Source organism: Halomonas sp. E19 (assembly GCF_052439355.1).
In the GTDB taxonomy this organism is placed as follows: domain Bacteria; phylum Pseudomonadota; class Gammaproteobacteria; order Pseudomonadales; family Halomonadaceae; genus Halomonas.
Map to the genome: position 1 here is coordinate 2,526,934 of NZ_JBNFWU010000001.1, position 18,939 is coordinate 2,545,872.

The following is an 18,939-nucleotide window of genomic DNA, read 5'->3' on the forward strand; positions in this document are numbered from 1 at the left end:
AAGAAATTAATAATCTTTCCAACTTAAAATTAGTAAGGGTGCCGCAGGCTCTACCCAGCTCATATAATATGAGAAGCCCCCAGAGATAGCGTTTCCATTAATAGGCTGCATTAGTTTTCCACTACACGCTACCGCCCGGGGATGACATCCTTTCCCTGCGACAGCCCTGTCTGCGTTTTCCTATCTGTTCTTTCGGCAGTCGTCTCGGCGACCTTAAACTGAGTTAACTGAATCCTGTAACGGATTGCAAAGAAAAAGGGCCTACCCTTTGGTAGACCCTTGATCCCGGTCAGCTTAGCCGTGTCAGGCGTTCTGCCTAGGCGTACCTCACTCCCACTCGATCGTCGCGGGCGGCTTGCTGCTGACGTCATACGTCACGCGGGAGACGCCGCGGATCTCGTTGATGATGCGGTTGGAGACCTTTTCCAGCAGCTCATACGGCAGGTGCGCCCAGCGTGCGGTCATGAAGTCGATGGTTTCCACGGCGCGCAGGGCGATGACCCATTCGTAGCGGCGGCCGTCGCCGACTACGCCGACGGACTTGACCGGCAGGAACACGGCGAAGGCCTGGCTGGTCTTGTGGTACCAGTCGGCGTTGTGCAGCTCCTCGATGAAGATGGCGTCGGCTTCGCGCAGGATATCGGCGTACTCCTTCTTCACTTCGCCGAGAATGCGCACGCCCAGGCCCGGCCCCGGGAAGGGGTGGCGGTACACCATGTCGTAGGGCAGGCCGAGTTCCAGGCCGAGCTTGCGCACTTCGTCCTTGAACAGTTCGCGCAGCGGTTCGACCAGCTGCAGCTTCATGGTCTCGGGCAGGCCGCCGACATTGTGGTGCGACTTGATCACGTGGGCCTTGCCGGTCTTGCTGGCGGCGGATTCGATCACGTCGGGGTAGATGGTGCCCTGGGCCAGGAAGTCGACGCCTTCGATCTTGCTGGCCTCTTCATCGAACACGTCGATGAAGGTGTTGCCGATGATCTTGCGCTTGGCTTCCGGGTCGTTCTCGCCTTTCAGCTTGGAGAGGAACAGCTCTTCGGCATCCACGCGAATCACCTTCACGCCCATGTGGCGGGCGAAGGTTTCCATCACCTGGTCGCCTTCGTTCTTGCGCAGCAGGCCGTTGTCGACGAATACGCAGGTGAGCTGGTCGCCGATGGCCTTGTGCAGCAGTGCGGCCACTACCGAGGAGTCCACGCCGCCGGAGAGGCCGAGCAGCACGTGGCGGTCGCCCACCTGATCGCGCACGCGGGCGATCTGGTCTTCGATGATGCGCGCCGGGGTCCACAGCTTTTCGGAACCACACACGCCCACCACGAAGTGCTCGAGGATGCGCTGGCCTTGCAGGGTGTGGGTCACCTCGGGGTGGAACTGCACGGCGTAGAAGCGCTTCTCGGGCCAGGTCATGGCGGCCACGGGGCAGCTCGGGGTGGAGGCGGTCACGGTGAACGGTTCAGGGCACGGGCCACCTTGTCGCCGTGGCTCATCCACACGTCGAGCAGCGCCTTGCCGTCGTGGTCCACGTGGTCCTTGATGTCGCGGAACAGGTCGTCGTCGCTGTCGATCTTGACCTGGGCGTAGCCGAACTCCTGCTTGTCGGAGCCTTCCACGGCGCCGCCGAGCTGCACCGCCATGGTCTGCATGCCGTAGCAGATGCCCAGCACCGGCAGGCCCATCTCGAACACGCACTCGGGCGCGCGGGGCGAGCCGGAAGCGACGGTGGATTCCGGGCCGCCGGAGAGGATGATGCCGTTGGGGGCGTATTCGCGGATCTCTTCCTCGGTGATGTCGTAGGCACGCACCTCGGAGTACACGCCGATCTCGCGCACGCGGCGGGCGATCAGCTGGGTGTACTGGGAGCCGAAGTCGAGGATGAGGATCTTGTGGGCGTGAATGTCGGTCATCGGGGCGTCTCTACTGGCAGCGTATGGCGGCGGGCCAAGGGCAAGGCGTCTGAAAAGCGTGCGGCGGGATGAGTCCCGCCGCGTCTGTCTCTTACGAGCTGGCGGTTAACCGGCTCGGTAGTTCGGAGCTTCTTTGGTGATCTGTACGTCGTGAACGTGCGATTCGGCAAAGCCGGCGCCGGTGATCTGCACGAACTCCGGCTTGGTGCGCATCTCCTGGATGTTGGTGCAGCCGGTGTAGCCCATGGAGGCACGCAGGCCGCCCATCAGCTGGTGCACGATGGCGCTCATCACGCCCTTGTAGGGTACGCGGCCTTCAATGCCTTCCGGCACCAGCTTCTCGGCGCCGGCGTCTTTGTCCTGGAAGTAGCGGTCGGCGCTGCCCTGGCTCTGGGCCATGGCGCCCATCGAGCCCATGCCCCGGTAGGCCTTATAGGTACGGCCCTGGAACAGTTCGACCTCACCCGGGGCTTCCTCGGTACCGGCCAACAGGCCGCCCACCATCACCGCGCTGGCGCCGGCGGCAATCGCCTTGGCCAGGTCGCCGGAGTAGCGCACGCCGCCGTCGGCGATCAGCGGGATGTCGTACGCCTTGAGCGCCTCGGCCACGTTGGACACCGCGGTAATCTGCGGCACGCCGACGCCGGCCACCACGCGGGTGGTGCAGATGGAGCCGGGGCCGATGCCCACTTTGACGCCGTCGGCGCCGGCCTCGGCCAAGGCACGGGCGGCGGCGGCGGTGGCAATGTTGCCGCCGATCACCTGGATCTGCGGAAAGTGCTCCTTGACCCAGGCCACGCGGTCGATCACGCCCTTGGAGTGGCCGTGGGCGGTGTCGACGATGATCACGTCGACCCCGGCTTCCACCAGCGCGGCGACGCGGTCGGGGGTTTCGGGGCCGGTGCCCACGGCGGCGCCCACCAGCAGGCGGCCGTCGGCGTCCTTGGCGGCGTTGGGGAAGGTGCGCGCCTTCTCGATGTCCTGGAAGGTGACCAGGCCGCGCAGGTGGAAGCCCTCGTCCACCACCAGCATCTTCTCGACCCGGTGTTCCTGCATTTTGGCCTTGATCACGTCGAGCCCGGTGCCTTCGGCCACCGTCACCAGCCGTTCACGCGGGGTCATGATGTCGGCAACGCTGTCGCCCTGGTTGGGCTGGAAGCGCATGTCGCGCTCGGTCACGATCCCCACCAGGGTCTCGCCCTCGACTACCGGAAAGCCGGAGAAGCCGTACTCCTCGGCCATGCTCAGCAGGTCTTCGAGCTTGGCCTTGGGCCCGACGGTGACCGGGTCCTTGACGATTACGCTCTCGTGCTTCTTGACCTTGCGCACCTCGGCGGCCTGAGCGGTAACGCTCATATTCTTGTGGATGATGCCGATGCCGCCTTCCTGGGCCATGGCGATGGCCAGGCGGGCTTCGGTCACGGTGTCCATGGCGGCAGAGACGAGGGGAATGTTGAGGTACAGGTCGCGGGTCAGGCGGGTTCGCAGGCTGACGTCCTTGGGCAGGACCTCGGAGTAGCCGGGTACGAGTAATACGTCGTCGAACGTAAGAGCTTCTTGGGCCATACGTAACATAGTCGGCAACACCCAGTGCTGGTGGGGAGGGGGGAAAAGTGAATCGACCATTATAACGCTCGCTCCAAGACACGGGCAATGCGGCACCGTCCCGAGCCAGCCGCCCACCGACATACCGCCCGTCTACATTCTGAAACAGATAGACACCGACGCTGACTTACAGCGGCAGGAAGCTGAACTAGCTTGAGAAGTGCGCAACGGGTCCACTCACGGATAGGAGTGACGGAAATGAACTGGGACCAGATCGAAGGCACCTGGAAGGAAATGAAGGGCAAGGCCCGCGCCAGTTGGGGCGAGCTGACCGATGACGAACTGGACCAAGTCGGCGGCAAGAAGGACGAGCTGGTCGGCAAGATCCAGAAACGCTATGGCCTGGAGCGCGAGGAAGCGGAACGCCAGGTCGATGATTGGGCTCGCGGCCTCTAACCGCCCCCGCATCACAAAACCACGATCCAAGGTCTACGGACAGGTCTAAGGAGAAGTGACCATGCAGAAGCACGCTCTTACTATCGCAGTCGCTGCCATTGCCGGCAGCCTCGCCTTCGGCACTCAAGCGGTGGCACAGCAGGACCAGACTGACCAGCGGATGGCCCAGGGCCTCTACTCCGCCAACGACATCATCGGCGCCGATGTCTATCACGCCAATGACACCGACGAAGAAGTCGGCACCGTCGAGAACATCCTGATCGACGATGACGGCCAGGTAACGGCCCTGATCGTCAGCGCCGGCGGCCTGTGGGGCATGGGTGGCGACGACGTGGTCGTTGGCATCGAGCATTTCAGCATGGAAACCGAGCGCGATGACGGCGGCGTCTTCGGCCAGAACGACGTGACCCACCGTATCCTGGTCGACGCCACTGAAGACGAACTCGAGAACTTCCCGTCCTACGACGAGCAGTGGTTCAACGACGAGCGCAACCGTCGCACCGAAGAGCGCGGCGATCGCGAGGGCGTCTGGCAGACCACCGGCACGGCGGGCACCGGCACGCGGGGTGACGATGGCGGCACCGCCTTCCGCGACGGCGAGGCCGATGGCGACACCGTGGGTGCCACCGACGGCGTCAACCGCGACCGCACCGACCGCGACGATGCCGAATACACCGACGAGGATGTGGTGGACGATTTCGATTGAGTTAGCGTCCCCTCCCCTGAAGAACGCAACGCCGGGCCTCGTGGCCCGGCGTCTTCGTTGTGAAACTGGCTCGTGAACTTGGCTGCGCGGCAGCCGTGCTAAAGTGGCACGATCGCCCGCAGGAGTCGCCGCCATGCCCCCAGCCGACACGCCCCTCTCCGTCAGCGACCTGAATCGCCGCGCCCGCCAGCTGCTTGAGCAAGGCATCGGCGAGGTTTGGGTCGAAGGGGAGCTTTCCGGCGTATCGCGGCCTGCCTCCGGTCACCTGTATTTCACGCTGAAGGACAGCTCGGCACAGCTGCGCTGCGCCCTGTTTCGCCAGCGCGCCCGCTTCGTCGCCGCGCCCATGCGTGACGGCGACCGCGTGCGCGTGCGTGGCCAGGTCTCATTGTTCGAGCCGCGGGGCGACTACCAGATGATCGTCGAGGCCGTGCGCCTGGCCGGCGAAGGCGAACTGCTGCTGGCGCTGGCCCAGCTCCGCCAGCGCCTGGCCGACGAGGGCGTGTTCGCCAACGCTAGGCCCCAGCCCTACCCGCCGCGCCACCTGCTGGTGTTGTCGTCCCCCAGCGGCGCCGCCATTCGCGACGTGCTGGCCGTGCTCGGCGCCCGCTGGCCGCTGACCCAGGTCACCCTGATCGGCGTGCCGGTGCAGGGCCGCGAAGCGGCACCGGCGCTGATCGCCGCCCTGGGGCTGCTCAATCGCCAGCAGGCGCTGGATCCGGCCCGCGATGCGGTGCTGATCACCCGCGGCGGTGGCAGCCTGGAAGACCTGTGGGCGTTCAACGACGAGCACCTGGCCCGGGCGATCTTCCACTCGCGCTTGCCAGTCGTGTCGGCCGTCGGGCACGAGATCGACACCACCCTGGCGGACCTGGCCGCCGACCTGCGCGCACCCACCCCTCCGCCGCCGCCGAGATGCTGGTGCCGGATCGCCGCGACCTGTCGCGCCGCCTGCAGGAGCTGGAGCAGCGGCTGGCGCGCTGCACCCAGGCACGCCTGGCGCGTGAAAGCCAACGGCTCGACCATGCCCGCGCCCGGCTGCGTCACCCCGGCGAAGTGCTGGTCCGTCAGCGCCAGGCCCTGAACGAACGCGAAGCCCGCCTGGTACGTGCGCTGCGCACCCGGCTTGCCGGCGAGCGCGAGCAGTTGCGCCACCTGACGCGGCGGCTCGCCGCCTGCCATCCGCAGCGCGAAGCCGAACAGGCCGAGAGCCGGCTGGCGCGCGCCCAGGAACGGCTGGCCCAGGCCATGCGGCGCAGGTTGGCGCATTCGCGCGACCGCCTGGCCGGCCTGGCCCGTCAGCTGCAAACGGTGAGCCCGCTGGCGGTGCTGGGGCGCGGCTACGCTATCCTACAGGACGAGCAAGGCCAGGTGGTGCGGCGCGCAGCCGACACCCAGCCCGGCCAGGCGCTGACCGCACGACTGGGAGAGGGAAGGCTGAGGGTGGAGGTGAAGCGCCGCCTGAAATGAAAAGAGCGCCTATGGCAGGCGCTCTTTTAGGCAGGGGCGGGCGTTACTCCGGCTTGAAGGTGCTCGGCTCCAGCTCGTGACGAGCCAACAGCTTGTAGAAGTCGGTGCGGTTGCGTCCGGCGATCCGCGCGGCCTGGGTCACATTGCCTTCGGTAATCTTGAGCACCTTGACCAGGTAGCTACGCTCGAAGCTGGCACGGGCATCGTTGAAGGTGGGCAGCGCGCTGTCTTCGGCGGCCAGGGCCTGCGCCACCAGCGCTTCGGGGATCATCGGCGAACGCGTCAGCGCTACGCACTGCTCCACCACGTTGACCAGCTGCCGCACGTTGCCGGGCCAGGCGCTGGTGGCCAGCAGGTTGAGCGCCTCCGGCGAAAACCCCTTCACGAACGGCTTGTGGCGGGCCGCCGCCTGGGCCACCAGGTGGCGCGCCAGCAGCGGAACGTCCTCGGCACGGTCTTTCAGCGCCGGCAGCTTCAGGTTGACCACGTTGAGGCGGTAGAAGAAGTCCTCGCGGAACTCGCCCTGGTGCATGGCCTGACTGAGGTCACGATGGGTGGCGGAGAGGATACGCACGTTGACCGGAATCGACTGGGTCGAGCCGAGCGGACGTATCTGGCGCTCCTGCAGCGCACGCAGCAGCTTGACTTGCAGCGGCAGCGGCATGTCGCCGATCTCGTCGAGAAACAGCGTGCCGCCGTCCGCCGCCTGGAACAGGCCCTTGTGCTCGCTCACTGCGCCGGTGAAGGCGCCTTTGGCATGGCCGAAAAGTTCGCTCTCCAGCAGCTGCTCGGGCAGCGCACCGCAGTTGATCGCCACGAACGGCTTGTTGGCGCGCGGGCTGGCATCGTGGATGGCACGTGCCAGCAGCTCCTTGCCCGAGCCGGAGGGGCCGGTGATCAGCACGCTGACATCGGAGGCCGCCACCATGTGGGCCTGCTCCAGCACGCGTTCCATTTCGGGGCTGCGGGTAAGGATGGCGGCGCGCCAGGTGTCGTCGCCCTCGCTGCCGACGGGAGGCGCCTGGGCCAGGGCTTCATCAATGGCTCGAAACAGCTCGTCGCGGTCGACGGGCTTGGTCAGGAAGCTGAATACGCCCTGCTGGGTGGCATTTACCGCATCGGGAATCGAGCCGTGGGCGGTGAGGATGATCACCGGCAGGCCGGGGACCTGACGCTGTATCGCCTGGAACAGCGTCAGGCCGTCCATCTCGTCCATGCGCAGGTCCGACAGCACGAGGTCGGGGCGCTCTTCCGCCAGGCAGCGCAACGCCTCGGGGCCGCTCTCCACCGTGGTGACACGAAAGCCGCGGCTCTCCAGGCGCATGCCCAGCAGCCGCAGTAGGCTGACATCGTCGTCTACCAGCAGGATATGGGCACCGGAAGCCTGCGCCTCGCGGCCGGCGCTCCTGCGGGCCTCGGTTCTGGAGTGATCAGCGAGTCGAGCCGCTTGCATCACGTCATCTACTCCTCGCCGCTCAGGGCGACTGCTGTCTCAGGTTGATATTCTGCTCGATGGTGGTGAGCGCTTCGAGCTTCTCGGCAAGCTCGGCCTTTTCCTGCTGCAGCGCCGAGAGCTGGCTGCGGGAGCGCTCAGTCTGGCTGGCCATGGCGCGCCGTCCCTCCAGCTCGTTGAGCCAGTAGCGCAGCAGCGGCTGCAGGTCGGCCGGCGCCTGGTCGATATGCGCCCGGTAAAGCTCGGAAGCCTGCGCCCACTGCCGCTCGGTGCCCCAGGCTAGGGCAACCGCGCGGACCAGCTCACGCTCGCTCACATCAATGCCCTGCCGGCCCTCGAGTTCCTGCAGCTTGTCACGGCGCCAGTGGTGGTCGCCACGCTGGGAGGCAAGGCCGAAGGCCACCCAGTCGGGCAGCAGGCAGGCGCCCTCGACAAAGGAAGGCTCGCCCCCGCAGACGACATCGACCTCGGCTTCGTTCTCTTCGTCCTGCAACAAGGCATAGTCAGGCAGGTACTGGCAGCCGCCCAGAACCAGGGCCACTGCCACCACGCCGGCATTGAACGCCGTAGGGTTCATACTCTCTCGCTCCGTGCACTGATGCCCCTTTCCTTGGGCTCTCTCTTGCGTCCGTGCTGGGTCAAGGGAGCCGCGCGGCGCGGCAGCGTCAGGCGGAAACAGACGGCAAGCTCCGGGTCGTCGACCAGCGCCAACGCGCCTTGATGAAGGCGGGCGCAGTCCGCCGCGACCGACAGGCCGATGCCGGAGCCCTTCAGCGGCCCCTTGCGCCGCGAACGGCCCTGATAGAAAGGTTCGAACAGACGCGCCTTGTCCGTAGCGGCGATGGCCTGGCCGCTATTAGCCACCTCGAGGAACAGATGATCCCGCCCCGGATGCGCCCGGATCAGCAAAATGCCGCCATCTTCACCGTAGGCGATGGCATTGGAGATCAGGTTGTCGAAAATCCGCCCCATGGCCATGCGATCCACCACCCACTCCAGGGGGCCGGGGAACACGGTCACCTGCATGCCTTTCTTTTCCAGCGCCAGGCGATGCTTGGCCAGCGTGGCCTGGATCAAGCCGGCCAGGTCGACCCTCTCCAGGCGGATCCCCTGGCTGTGCTGCAGCAGGTTGTAGTCCAGCAGCTGTTCGATCAGACGCTGCAGCTCGCTGCCGCTGGCGTCGATCAGCGAGAGGATCTCGCGCTGGCGTGGCGTCAGCTCGCCGGCCACGCCGTCGGCTAGCAGCGCCGAGCCTTCGCGGACACTGGCCAGCGGGGTCTTGAGTTCATGCGACATGTGGCGCAGGAACTGCTGCTTCTGCGCCTCTAGATCGCTGAGCCGGGTCGATAGCCAGTCGAGCCTGTCACCCAGCCTGACCAGCTCGGCGGGCCCCTGGATATGCTCGAGGTGAATGTGTTCCTTGCCGCTGCCGATGCCGAGGATGCGGCGCTCGAGCTGGCGCACGGGGCGCACGATCAGCCAGCTGAACAGCAGCATCAGCAACAGGCTGGCCGATACCAGCGCGGCGGTCTGCGACCAGAGCCGGGTCTGCACCGCCTGGGCGCGTTCGCGAATCAGCTCGATGCGGTTGTCGATCTGCTGGTTGGTGGCGCGGCGAATCGCCTCGGTGTGCTCGGCGAACGGGCCGAACAGGGCGAGCCACAGCTCCAGCGCCTCGGGCTCCAGCTCCGGCAGCTGCGACAGCAGCAACAGCTGCTCCTCGAGCGCGCGCAGGTCGGTGTCGTTGGCCAGCAGCCGGCGCTGCTGGGCCAGCAGCGCGGTAAACTCGGTGTGCTTCTCGTGGTAGATGTCGAGCAGGCTCTCCTGCTCCAGCACCGCGTACTGGCGCGCGCTGCGCTCCATCTCCACCGCCAGATTACTGAGCTGGCGCGCACGACGCGACTGCTCTACGGCCTGACGCGCGCTCACGTCGGCCAGTTGGGAAAGCTCGGCGAGCGCCTGACCGGCCTGATACATCAAAATGCCCAGCGGCAGCATTACCACCAGAAACGCCATCAATACCAGCTGCGGCAAGGAGCGCGGACGCCAACGGCGCGAGACCCGTTTGGTCATGACCAATAGTGTGCTCAGGAGAGAAGTGGGGACCACCATAGCCTTGCCTGAAAGAATAACAGAGTTCCGCACCTGACCGGTGCACTGGGGCAGGAAATGCTGCCGCTATGTAAAAAGCTGCCGGCAAGGCCGGCCCAAGTACGCAGGGAACTAAAGGGGGTGGAAAATATCGACATCGATCGCCTGGCCGAGCCATGTCACATACTTTCCGTGGCCCGAAGGCCGCGAAGCCCTGCCGACGCCCATGAGCTTCCAGGAGCTGGTCGGGGCAGACAAGCGGTACGCCCGCTCGGCTTCGTTCCTTGGCACCATCGCTACATCAACCGTAAGCGCTGGCCCGAAATTCGATCCCCCGAAGGGGATGAGGCATCCTTGCCGGGGCATCCTTGCCCTTCAGGTACCCTTCCATGCCTGGCGGCGGTACCCGTCTCATCGCAACCTGAGTTACACATCGCGGAGCAAACGTTGTCATCGTGACGCCCGGGTGCACAGGGCATGGGGGTGGTCCCCGAGCTTCTCGACAACCTGGTGATTCGAGCCGTGTGAATCACCTCTTCGCCGCTCACCTAGACTATTGCGATAGCCGTGCCATCTTTTCTTAATTTAATTTAAAAACAACAGCTTAAGTAATATCAAAAAGGCAGCGCGTCGCGCAGCGACTCGATCCGCGCCGAAACGAGCCATTCGGCGCTCTTTTTTGTCAGCATTTGGCGACAGCATTCCTTGGCATGGAAGAAACTATTATTACATCAATGCTTTACGGTGTTGCCACGAAGAGACAACAGGGCAGGCCGCGTTGCCGCACGGCGACAACAGGCGCTGCCGAGGCAGGCTCGGCAGCACGCAGGCGTGCTATTGAGGGGTCAAGCGAGGGGTTTGACCAGGATCTTGGACTTGCGGGCGTGGTTGTAGGTGTCGCGCTTCAGCGGTGGCAGCACGTCGATATCCGCCGGCCGGAAACCGTGCTCGACGAACCAGTGGGCGGTATGGGTAGTCAGCACGAACAGCGAGGCGATCCCCAGCCGCCGCGCACGGCGCTCGATACCCGACAGCAGCAGCGCACCGCGGGCGCCGCCGCGATACTCGGTGTGAATGGCCAGGCAGGCGAGCTCACCCATATCGGCGTCACCGAAGCAGTGCAGCGCGGCACAGCCGATTACCATGCCGTCGCGCTCGATGACCAGATAGTCGTCGATCTCGTGCTCCAGCCGCTCACGCGAGCGCGGTACCAGCATGCCACGCCGCTCCAGGGGCTCGAGCAGCTCGAGCAGGCCGCCAATGTCGCCGAGTTCGGCCAGGCGCAGCTGTTCGTAGCGATGCTGGGTGATCATGGTGCCCACGCCATCTCGGGTGAAGAGCTCGGCAAGCAGCGCATCGTGATCGTGCCACGACAGCAGGTGGGTACGTGCCACGCCATGGCGCGCCGCCTCGCAGGCCGCGGCCAGGTGCCTGGCCTGCTCCTCGCCAAGCGTGGCACGGGCCAGCAGGGTTTCCGCCTCGGCCGGGGTCAGCTGGCGCTGCAGCGCGCCGTTCTCGTCGTAGAGCCCGGCCGCTTCGCCCAGCAGGATCAGCTTGTCGGCCCCCAGCGCCATGGCGGCATGCTGCGCTACCTCGGAGGCATCCAGGTCGAAGACCTCCCCGGTGCTGGAGAAGCCCAGCGGCGGCAGCAGCACCAGCGAGCCGCGGTCGAGCAGCCCCTGCACCGCCGAAACGCGCACCCGGCGCACCTCGCCACTGTGGTCATAGTCGACGCCGTCACGCACGCCTAGCGGCTTGGCCATCACCAGGTTTCCGGATACCGCGGTCAGCTCGACCCCGTGCAACGGAGTATTGGGCAGGCCCAATGAGAGGCGCGCCTCCAGCCACAGCCGCTGTTCGGCCGCCACCTGCTGGATACAGCTCATCAGCTGCTCGTCGGCCACCCAGCGTCCGTTGTGGTGCTGCGGCACGATGCCGCTTTCACTCAGCGCTCGCTCCACCTGGGGGCGGATGCCGAACGCCACCACCAGGCGCACGCCCAGGGTGTGCAGCAGGGCCAGATCCTGGATCAGCTGCTCGCCGCGGCCGCGCGCCATGGCCTCGCCTTCGATGAGAATCACGAAGGTTCGGCCCCGGTGTGCATTGATATAGGGGGACGAATTGCGAAACCAGTCGGCAAAAGGGAAACGGTTATCCAAAGGCCGCTCTCCGGCAGGAGATGAGAGGAAGGGGTGGCGAGACGACTATATCAGAGCGACGAAAACGGCGGCACCCGTAGGATGCCGCCGCCGCGGTCGCCAGCCGCTGTTGCCAGGCGAGGTGCGCGTCAGCCGAAGATCGCGCGGAACAGGAAGAAGAACATGATCGCCAGGCCGGCCCCCGCCGGCAGGGTAATCAGCCATGACATGACGATGGTGCCGATCACGCGCAGGTTGAGCGCCGCCATGCCGCGTGCCAGCCCCACGCCGAGCACCGCCCCCACCAGGGTATGGGTGGTGGAGATGGGCAGCCCGGTGCCCGAGGCCAGCACCACGGTGGTAGCCGCCGCCAGGGTGGCGGCAAAGCCGCGGCTGGGGGTCAGCTCGGTGATGCCGGTGCCGACGGTGGCGATGACCTTGTGACCGTAGGTGACCAGACCGGCCACGATGCCGCCGCCGCCGAGCATCAGCACCCACCAGGGCACCAGCGCCGCAGAGTCGATCACGCCATCACTGCGCACCACGCTGATCACCGCCGCCAGCGGCCCCACAGCGTTGGCCACATCGTTGGAGCCGTGAGCGAAGGCCATGGCGCAGGCGGTGAAGATCATCAGCACGCCGAACACCCGCTCCACGCTGCCGTAGCCGAACTGGTCGTCGATATGACGCTCGCCCTTGACTCGGCTCTCCATCAGGATGCCGAGGCCCATGATGCCAAGCCCCATCAGCAGGGAAAGCAGGAAACTCTGGGCGAAGGTGAAGTCGAGCCCCACATGGGTCAGGCCCTTGGTCAGGGTGACCATGGAGACGATGAAGCCGACCAGGAAGATATAGAACGGCACGGTGCGCTTGGCCGCGGCGAAGGGGTCCTTGGCCTCGAAGATCAGGTGCTGCACCGACTTGAACAGGATAAAGGCAATGGTGCCGGCCAGCAGCGGCGACACCACCCAGCTCGAGGCGATGGTGCCGACCCGGCCCCAGGCCACCGCCTCCATGCCCAGCCCTACCGCACCGAAGCCGACGATGGCACCGACGATGGAGTGGGTGGTGGACACCGGCCAGCCCTTGGCTGAGGCCACCAGCAGCCAGATGGCGGCGGCTAGCAGCGCCGAGAGCATGCCGTAGACCAGCAGCTCCGGATTGGCCTGCAGCAGTACGGGGTCGACGATGCCGCCGCGAATGGTCGCGGTCACCTCGCCGCCGGCCAGCCAGGCGCCGAGGAATTCGAAGATCACGGCGATGATGATCGCCTGCTTGATGGTGATGGCCTTGGAGCCCACCGAGGTGCCCATGGCGTTGGCGACGTCGTTGGCCCCCACGCCCCAGGCCATGAAGAAACCGAACAGGCAGGCGAGGATGATGAACACTTCACCGTGCTGCGCAATGATCGACATAGGGTTGGTTCCTATGTGGCTGTCTGAGCGAGAGATGCCGCCCCGGGATCGCCGGTGGCGTCAGCTCTTACCGTGCGGTGAGAATCTGCAGGCGGCTGCCGACGCGTTCCGCGCGATCGGAAAGCTCGCCGACCCAATCGATGATCTTGTAGAGGAAGACCACATCGACCGGCTTGAGGCGATCCTCCAGGTCGAAGAGCTGGCGGCGAATCGCTATCTGCTGATGGTCGGCCTGCTGTTCGAGCACGTGCAGCTCACGAATCAGGTTGAGCATCACGTCGGTCACGTGGCGCCCGAAGCCGGACTCAAGCAGGTCTTCGAGCTCTTCCAGGGCCTGGCGCGCCTGGGCGACGCAGGCCACGGAGGTCTGCATGTAGTCGCGCATCGGCTGGGCCAGCTCGTCGGGAACCCGCATGCGGCGACCCAGCATGATGCCGGTGATATCGCGCACCTTGTTGGCGATCTTGTCCTGAACCGTGATCAGGTCGAGAAGGTCACTGCGGGAGACGGGAAGGAATAGCGTATTGGGCAGGTTGAGGCGCAGCTCGGTCTTGAGATTGTCGGCGTCGTGCTCGAGCTGAGTGATGGTTTCGCGGATTCGAGCAGCGTCCTCCCACTCACCGGCCAGCGACGCCTCGAAGAAGGGCAGCAGCTGGTCGGCACATTCGCTGGCCTTTTCGATGTGGGCCAGCAGGGGCTGGAAAGGCGAGCGGCCGAACATCGCGGAAAACGGGTTGGGCTTTACCATGGCGTATCATGCGCTTGTGGAATGGCGGCGCCAGTATAGAGACTGGCCTTTGTTACGTCATCGAAAAAATCACCTGACGCCCGCCGCACGGGAACAGGTTCAAGGAGTTACTACGTGAGCCAAGAGATCGAAATGAAGCTGGCGCTGGCCCGCGAGAGCGCCGAGCGCCTGTGCCGGCATCCGCTGCTGCAGCGCCTGCCTGCCGACACCCGGCGCCTGGCCAACACCTATTACGACACCGCCGAAGGCACGCTGGAGTCACGCGGCATGGCGCTGCGCCTGCGCTACCAGGAAGGGCACTGGATACAAACGCTGAAGACCAGCGGGGTGGGCAGCGGCGGGCTCAGCCAGCGCGGCGAATGGGAGTGGCCGGTGGCCGGCGAGGCGCTCGACCGCGAGCGGCTCGCCGCGCTGCCGCCCATGGCCGAGCTGGGCCCGGACCTGCTGGCCCGCTTGAGCCGCGCTTCACCACCGACTTCGAGCGCCGCCGTTGGCAATTGGAGCTGGCCGAGGCCCACATCGAGGTGGCGCTGGACCAGGGCGAGATTCGCGCCGCCGGACGGCAGGTACCGATTCGAGAGCTGGAACTCGAACTCAAGCATGGCGACGCCGAGGCGCTCTGGTCGCTGGCCAGGGCCTTCGCCGAAACGCTGGCACTGCGCCCAGCCGACGCCAGCAAGGCCCTGCGAGGCAGTGCGCTGCTCACCGGCCAGTGGACCCTGCCCGATGGCACCCTGGCAGGTGAACGGCTGCACCGTGCCCTGCTGGCATTGGACGCCTACGCCGATACCGGCGAGGATGGTTGGAAGGCGCACGCCAGGGCGACGCTGCAGGTACTGGAGGCCGACGGCCACCCCGAGGCCGGCCGGCTGGCGGCCCTGCTGGAAGAGCCCGATTGGCTCGGCGTCGATTTTGGGCGTACCGCGCTGCAACTCGCGCAGCGCCTGGCGTCGTAAGTCACAGGAAAGGATTCAGGAGCCCTTGATGCAGGAAGCCAAGCCATGACAGCGCCTTTCCGTCCAGCCGGCGAAGGCGTGCGCACGCGCCTGTTCCAGATCATCTTCGAGTCGGACACCCCGCTGGCAAAAGCCTTCGATATCGCCTTGATCGTCGTGATCCTGGCCAGCGTGCTGGTGGTGATGCTCGATACCGTCGAGGGCTTCAGCACCGCCTACGGCGAGTGGTTCTACTGGATCGAGTGGGGCTTCACCCTTCTGTTCACCGTCGAGCTGGCGATACGCCTCTATATCCTCGACAAGCCGATGCGGTACGTGCGCAGCTTCTACGGCGTGATCGACATCGTGGCCATCCTGCCCACCTGGCTGATGCTGCTGATACCCGGCACCCAGACCTTGGTCATCGTGCGCCTGCTGAGGGTGCTGCGCATCTTCCGCGTGCTGCGCCTGATGCAGTTCGTCGGCGAAGGCCGCCTGCTGGTGGAAGCCCTCAAGAACAGCGTGCACCAGATCTTCCTGTTCCTGTTCACCGTGTTCCTGCTGGTGACCCTGTTCGCTTCGCTGATGTACATGATCGAGCCTGCCGAGGCGGGCTTCACCAGCATCCCCATCTCGATCTACTGGGCCATCGTCACCCTGACCACGGTGGGCTATGGCGACATCGTTCCCGTCACGCCGTTTGGCCAGTCCATCTCGACGCTGATCATGCTGATCGGCTACTCGATCATCGCCGTGCCCACCGGGGTGTTCTCCGCCGAGGTGATCCGCTCGATTCGCGCCGACCGCTACTCTGAACAAGCCTGCCCCGGCTGTGGCCACGACCGCCACGAGCGGCGGGCACGCTACTGCCTCAAGTGCGGCACCTGGCTGGATGAGGAAACGCCCGATCCCAACAAGCGCAAGCCGCGAGGCAAGAGGGCGCGCTGACGCCGGGCGGCCCGCTCAGCCGCCGAACGGCGCCAGGTCGCCGCGCCCTTCGCGCACGATGGTCGGCGGCAGTTCGCGCAGGTCGATCACGCTGGTGGGCTCCAGGTGGCAGGCACCGCCATCGATGATCGCATCCAGGTGGGCGCTGTAGCGGTCGCGAATCTCCTCCGGGTCGGTCAGCGGCAGCGTCTCACCCACTGGGATCAGCGTCACACTCATCAGCGGCTCGCCCAGCGCCGCAAGCAGCGCATGGGTGATGCGATGATCGGGCACGCGCACGCCGATGGAGCGCCGCTTGGGGTGCAGCAGCAGGCGCGGCACTTCCGTGGTGGCATGGAGGATGAAGGTATAGGCCCCGGGGTATTGGCCTTGAGCAGGCGAAACACGCTGTTGTCGACCTTGGCGTAGGTGCCGATGTCGGAAAGGTCGGAGCACACCAGGGTGAAGTTATGCTTGTCGTCCAGCGAACGCAGCCACTTGATCTTCTCGATCGCCTTCTTGTCGCCCAGGTGGCAGCCCAGCGCGTAGCCGGAGTCGGTGGGATAGGCGATTACCCCGCCCTGGCGCACGATCTGTACCGCCTGGGCGATCAGGCGCTGCTGCGGGTTGTCCGGGTGGATCTGTAGAAATTGGCTCATGTTCGGTTCCCTGCTCTGTTCGATCTGCCCACTATAGCGCGCCGGCAGGCCCGTGGTAGTTTGCGATGACACCGGCTAGCGTCGGGTGCGCCCATACCGGCGGCACGGCGGCACGCGGCAGCGGACTCATGCTGCCCGGCGCCAGGTGGCCGCCGGGGAAGTGAAAGTCGCTGCCGAGCGAGGCATAAAGGCCACGCTCGTCGAGCTGGCGCGCCAGGTCCCGCGTCACGTCGGCATTCTGGAACCCGTTGACCCACTCCGCGGCCTGGCCGCCGGCCTCGACGAAGCTGTCGAGCAGCAGGCCGCGCTTGCGCCGGGTCAGGCCATGGCGCAGCGGATGTGCCAGCACCGCCACCCCGCCCGCTGCCACGATCCAGCCCACCACCTCGTCCAGCGCCGGCCAGTGGGCCTTGACGTCGCCCGCCTTGCCGCTGCCCAGGTGCTTGCGAAACGCCGTGGCCACGTCGGGCACCAGCCCCGCCGCCACCAGTGCGCGGGCAAAATCGGGCCGGCCTAGCGGGCGGTAGGGCCCGGCCTGCTCGCGGGCCCTTGCCAGGGCGTTGTCGAGGCCGAGCTTTTCCATGCGCTCGGCGATGGTTCTGGCTCGCGCCTCTCGGGAGCGGGCCTGGGCCTCGAGCCCGGCGGCGAGTTCGCCGCTGGCCCCTTCAGGCAGCAGGCCCACCACATGAATACCGATGCCCTGCCACAGGGTGGAGAGCTCGGTTCCCGGCACCAGCATGATCCCCAGGTCTGCCGCGGCCGCCGCGGCCTCCGGCACGCCGGCCATGGTGTCGTGGTCGGTCAGCGCCATCAGCCGCACGCCGCGCTGGGCGCACAGGGCCACCAGGTCGGCGGGCGCGAGGGCGCCGTCCGAGGCCGTCGAGTGCATGTGGAAATCGACCCCGATAGGCGCGGGATCGCCGGTGAAACGCAGGGGAACTGAGCGGTTGGCATGACGCAGGGGAGCAACTTTGTCAGAATAATCGCCCATGGTGCGCGTCCGCCCGACGACGGTCAATGCCGGCACCTTACGAGACCGCGGTATGTGCCGCGCTGCCCGAGGAAACGCTGCAATGCTCTACGCCTTTATCTGTGAAGACGTCAACAACAGCCTGGAACGCCGGCTGGCGGCCCGTCCCGACCACCTGGCGCGCCTGGAGAAGCTTCGCGACGAGGGTCGCCTGGTGCTGGCCGGCCCCCACCCCGCCATCGACGCCGACAACCCCGGCGAAGCCGGTTTCAGCGGTAGCCTGGTGGTGGCGGAGTTCGACACCCTCGAGGCGGCGCAGGCGTGGGCCGATGCCGACCCCTACATGATTGCCGGGGTCTATGCCAAGGTGACCGTGAAGCCGTTCAAGAAGGTCCTGCCCTGAGCCACCGGGGCCGGGCGCGCGGCGCGCAGAACGCCGCCGGCCGGCCCCGCGATACGCCCCTTCCCCTGGCCGTTGCCCCCAGGCGCCTTACTCACAGTTCCTGTGGATAACACTGTTGACACGCCGCGGATGCCTGCCGCCAGCCCCCATGGCAGGCCGGCCCGGCGCCATCGATCAACTCTTGAGCATCGCGTGCCCACGCTTCGGAGAAGCCCGTGTCCTTCCCTTACGCCCCCTTCCGCCGCTAGCCGGCCTGGAGCCCGCCCGCCTCGACTGGCAGCCCGACGCGGCCGGCGGCGAAGCCCCCATTCGCCGGCCTTCGACGACGTCTACTTCTCGCGCCACGACGGCCGCGCCGAGACCGAGCATGTCTTCATTCAGGGCAACGGCCTACCGCAGCGCCTGGCCGCATGGCCCGCCGGCCGCCCCTTCGTGATCGGCGAGACCGGCTTCGGCACCGGGCTCAACATGCTGTGCGCCTGGGCCTGCTTCGAGACGCACGCCCCGGCACAGGCGAGGCTGCACCTGGTCTCCACCGAGAAGTATCCGCTCCACCGCGACGACCTGGCCCGCGCGCTTGCCGCCTGGCCCGACCTGGCCGAGCGCGCCGAGGCGCTGCTGGCGCAGTGGCCCGAGCCGGTTACCGGGGTGCATCGTCTGTGGCTTTCCCCGCGGGTGACCCTTGACCTGCACCTGGGCGATGCCGCCGAGCGCCTGGCCCTGCTCGACGGCCAGGTCGACGCCTGGTTCCTCGACGGCTTCGCTCCGGCGAAGAATCCCGAAATGTGGCAGCAGGCGCTGTTCGACGCCATGGCCGCCCGCTCGCGCCCCGGCGCCACCTTCGCCACCTTTACCTGTGCCGGCGCGGTCAAGCGCGGCCTGGCGGCGGCCGGTTTTGCCTGGCGTAAGGCGCCAGGGTTCGGTCGCAAGCGCGAGATGCTGGTCGGTGAAATCGCCTCGCCGCCGCCGGATGCTCGCCGCCAGGCCACGCCCTGGTTCACTCCGCCCGCCGTCCAGCCGCCCCGCCACGTAGCGGTGATCGGCGCCGGCATCGCCGGGGCCAGCGTCGCCGCTGCCCTGGCGCGGCGCGGCATCGCGGTGACGCTGATCGATCGCTTCGAT

The 18,939-nt window shown here is 66.5% G+C and carries 13 protein-coding genes and 5 pseudogenes; 8 read left to right on the forward strand and 10 right to left on the reverse strand.

What is annotated here, in order from left to right; genetic code table 11:
- Positions 1–327 precede the first annotated feature (327 nt).
- Positions 328–1,901, reverse strand: a pseudogene (gene guaA, locus ACUDAL_RS13255) (glutamine-hydrolyzing GMP synthase).
- Positions 1,902–2,006: 105 nt separating this feature from the next.
- The gene (gene guaB / locus ACUDAL_RS13260; RefSeq protein WP_444678450.1) at positions 2,007–3,476 is read right to left on the reverse strand and encodes an IMP dehydrogenase; all 1,470 of its coding nucleotides are present in this window, start codon (positions 3,474–3,476) and stop codon (positions 2,007–2,009) included.
- Positions 3,477–3,704: 228 nt separating this feature from the next.
- On the opposite strand from guaB, the gene ACUDAL_RS13265 reads away from it, so the two are divergent.
- The 3 genes and pseudogenes from ACUDAL_RS13265 to xseA all read left to right on the forward strand — a co-directional run bounded on the left by ACUDAL_RS13265 (position 3,705) and on the right by xseA (position 6,078).
- Complete coding sequence (locus tag ACUDAL_RS13265) at positions 3,705–3,902, forward strand: CsbD family protein (protein WP_444678451.1); 198 nt, start codon at positions 3,705–3,707, stop codon at positions 3,900–3,902.
- A gap of 61 nt (positions 3,903–3,963) precedes the next feature.
- A complete protein-coding gene (locus ACUDAL_RS13270; RefSeq protein ID WP_444678452.1) occupies positions 3,964–4,608 on the forward strand; it encodes a PRC-barrel domain-containing protein in 645 nt (214 codons plus the stop codon).
- A 133-nt stretch (positions 4,609–4,741) separates the two neighbouring features.
- Positions 4,742–6,078 (forward strand): annotated as a pseudogene (xseA, locus tag ACUDAL_RS13275) (exodeoxyribonuclease VII large subunit).
- Positions 6,079–6,121: 43 nt separating this feature from the next.
- Here the strand turns inward: xseA and glrR are convergent.
- From glrR to ACUDAL_RS13305, 6 genes are all read right to left on the reverse strand, one after another.
- A complete protein-coding gene (gene glrR / locus ACUDAL_RS13280; RefSeq protein ID WP_444678453.1) occupies positions 6,122–7,531 on the reverse strand; it encodes a two-component system response regulator GlrR in 1,410 nt (469 codons plus the stop codon).
- A 22-nt stretch (positions 7,532–7,553) separates the two neighbouring features.
- Positions 7,554–8,108 (reverse strand): hypothetical protein, encoded by a 555-nt coding sequence (locus ACUDAL_RS13285; RefSeq protein WP_444678454.1) that lies wholly within the window; start codon positions 8,106–8,108, stop codon positions 7,554–7,556.
- Positions 8,105–9,604 (reverse strand): sensor histidine kinase, encoded by a 1,500-nt coding sequence (locus ACUDAL_RS13290; RefSeq protein WP_444678455.1) that lies wholly within the window; start codon positions 9,602–9,604, stop codon positions 8,105–8,107. The genes ACUDAL_RS13285 and ACUDAL_RS13290 overlap by 4 nt, the downstream gene beginning before the upstream one ends.
- An 863-nt stretch (positions 9,605–10,467) precedes the next feature.
- Positions 10,468–11,781 carry an amino-acid N-acetyltransferase gene (argA, locus tag ACUDAL_RS13295; RefSeq protein WP_444678456.1) on the reverse strand — a complete coding sequence of 438 codons (1,314 nt, stop codon included), beginning with the start codon at positions 11,779–11,781 and terminating at the stop codon, positions 10,468–10,470.
- A 128-nt stretch (positions 11,782–11,909) separates the two neighbouring features.
- Positions 11,910–13,175: an inorganic phosphate transporter gene (locus ACUDAL_RS13300; RefSeq protein WP_444678457.1), complete on the reverse strand. Its 1,266-nt coding sequence runs from the start codon at positions 13,173–13,175 to the stop codon at positions 11,910–11,912.
- Positions 13,176–13,242: 67 nt separating this feature from the next.
- Positions 13,243–13,923, reverse strand: coding sequence for a TIGR00153 family protein (locus ACUDAL_RS13305; protein WP_444678458.1), 681 nt, complete (start codon positions 13,921–13,923; stop codon positions 13,243–13,245).
- A 132-nt stretch (positions 13,924–14,055) separates the two neighbouring features.
- Here ACUDAL_RS13305 and ACUDAL_RS13310 point away from each other — a divergent pair.
- The 3 genes and pseudogenes from ACUDAL_RS13310 to ACUDAL_RS13320 all read left to right on the forward strand — a co-directional run.
- Positions 14,056–14,259, forward strand: a pseudogene (locus ACUDAL_RS13310) (CYTH domain-containing protein); the annotation flags it as partial.
- A 161-nt stretch (positions 14,260–14,420) separates the two neighbouring features.
- A complete protein-coding gene (locus ACUDAL_RS13315) occupies positions 14,421–14,879 on the forward strand; it encodes a hypothetical protein (protein WP_444678459.1) in 459 nt (152 codons plus the stop codon).
- 45 nt (positions 14,880–14,924) lie between these two features.
- Positions 14,925–15,806, forward strand: coding sequence for an ion transporter (locus ACUDAL_RS13320; protein ID WP_444678460.1), 882 nt, complete (start codon positions 14,925–14,927; stop codon positions 15,804–15,806).
- A 15-nt stretch (positions 15,807–15,821) separates the two neighbouring features.
- Here the strand turns inward: ACUDAL_RS13320 and ACUDAL_RS13325 are convergent.
- Positions 15,822–16,444, reverse strand: a pseudogene (locus tag ACUDAL_RS13325) (L-threonylcarbamoyladenylate synthase).
- Between the two features lie 31 nt (positions 16,445–16,475).
- The gene (locus ACUDAL_RS13330) at positions 16,476–17,333 is read right to left on the reverse strand and encodes a PHP domain-containing protein (RefSeq protein ID WP_444679380.1); all 858 of its coding nucleotides are present in this window, start codon (positions 17,331–17,333) and stop codon (positions 16,476–16,478) included.
- Between the two features lie 184 nt (positions 17,334–17,517).
- Here ACUDAL_RS13330 and ACUDAL_RS13335 point away from each other — a divergent pair, with 184 nt between their 5' ends.
- The gene (locus ACUDAL_RS13335) at positions 17,518–17,817 is read left to right on the forward strand and encodes a YciI family protein (RefSeq protein ID WP_444678461.1); all 300 of its coding nucleotides are present in this window, start codon (positions 17,518–17,520) and stop codon (positions 17,815–17,817) included.
- Positions 17,818–17,946: 129 nt separating this feature from the next.
- A pseudogene (mnmD, locus tag ACUDAL_RS13340) lies at positions 17,947–18,915 on the forward strand (tRNA (5-methylaminomethyl-2-thiouridine)(34)-methyltransferase MnmD); the annotation flags it as partial.
- Positions 18,916–18,939 lie beyond the last annotated feature (24 nt).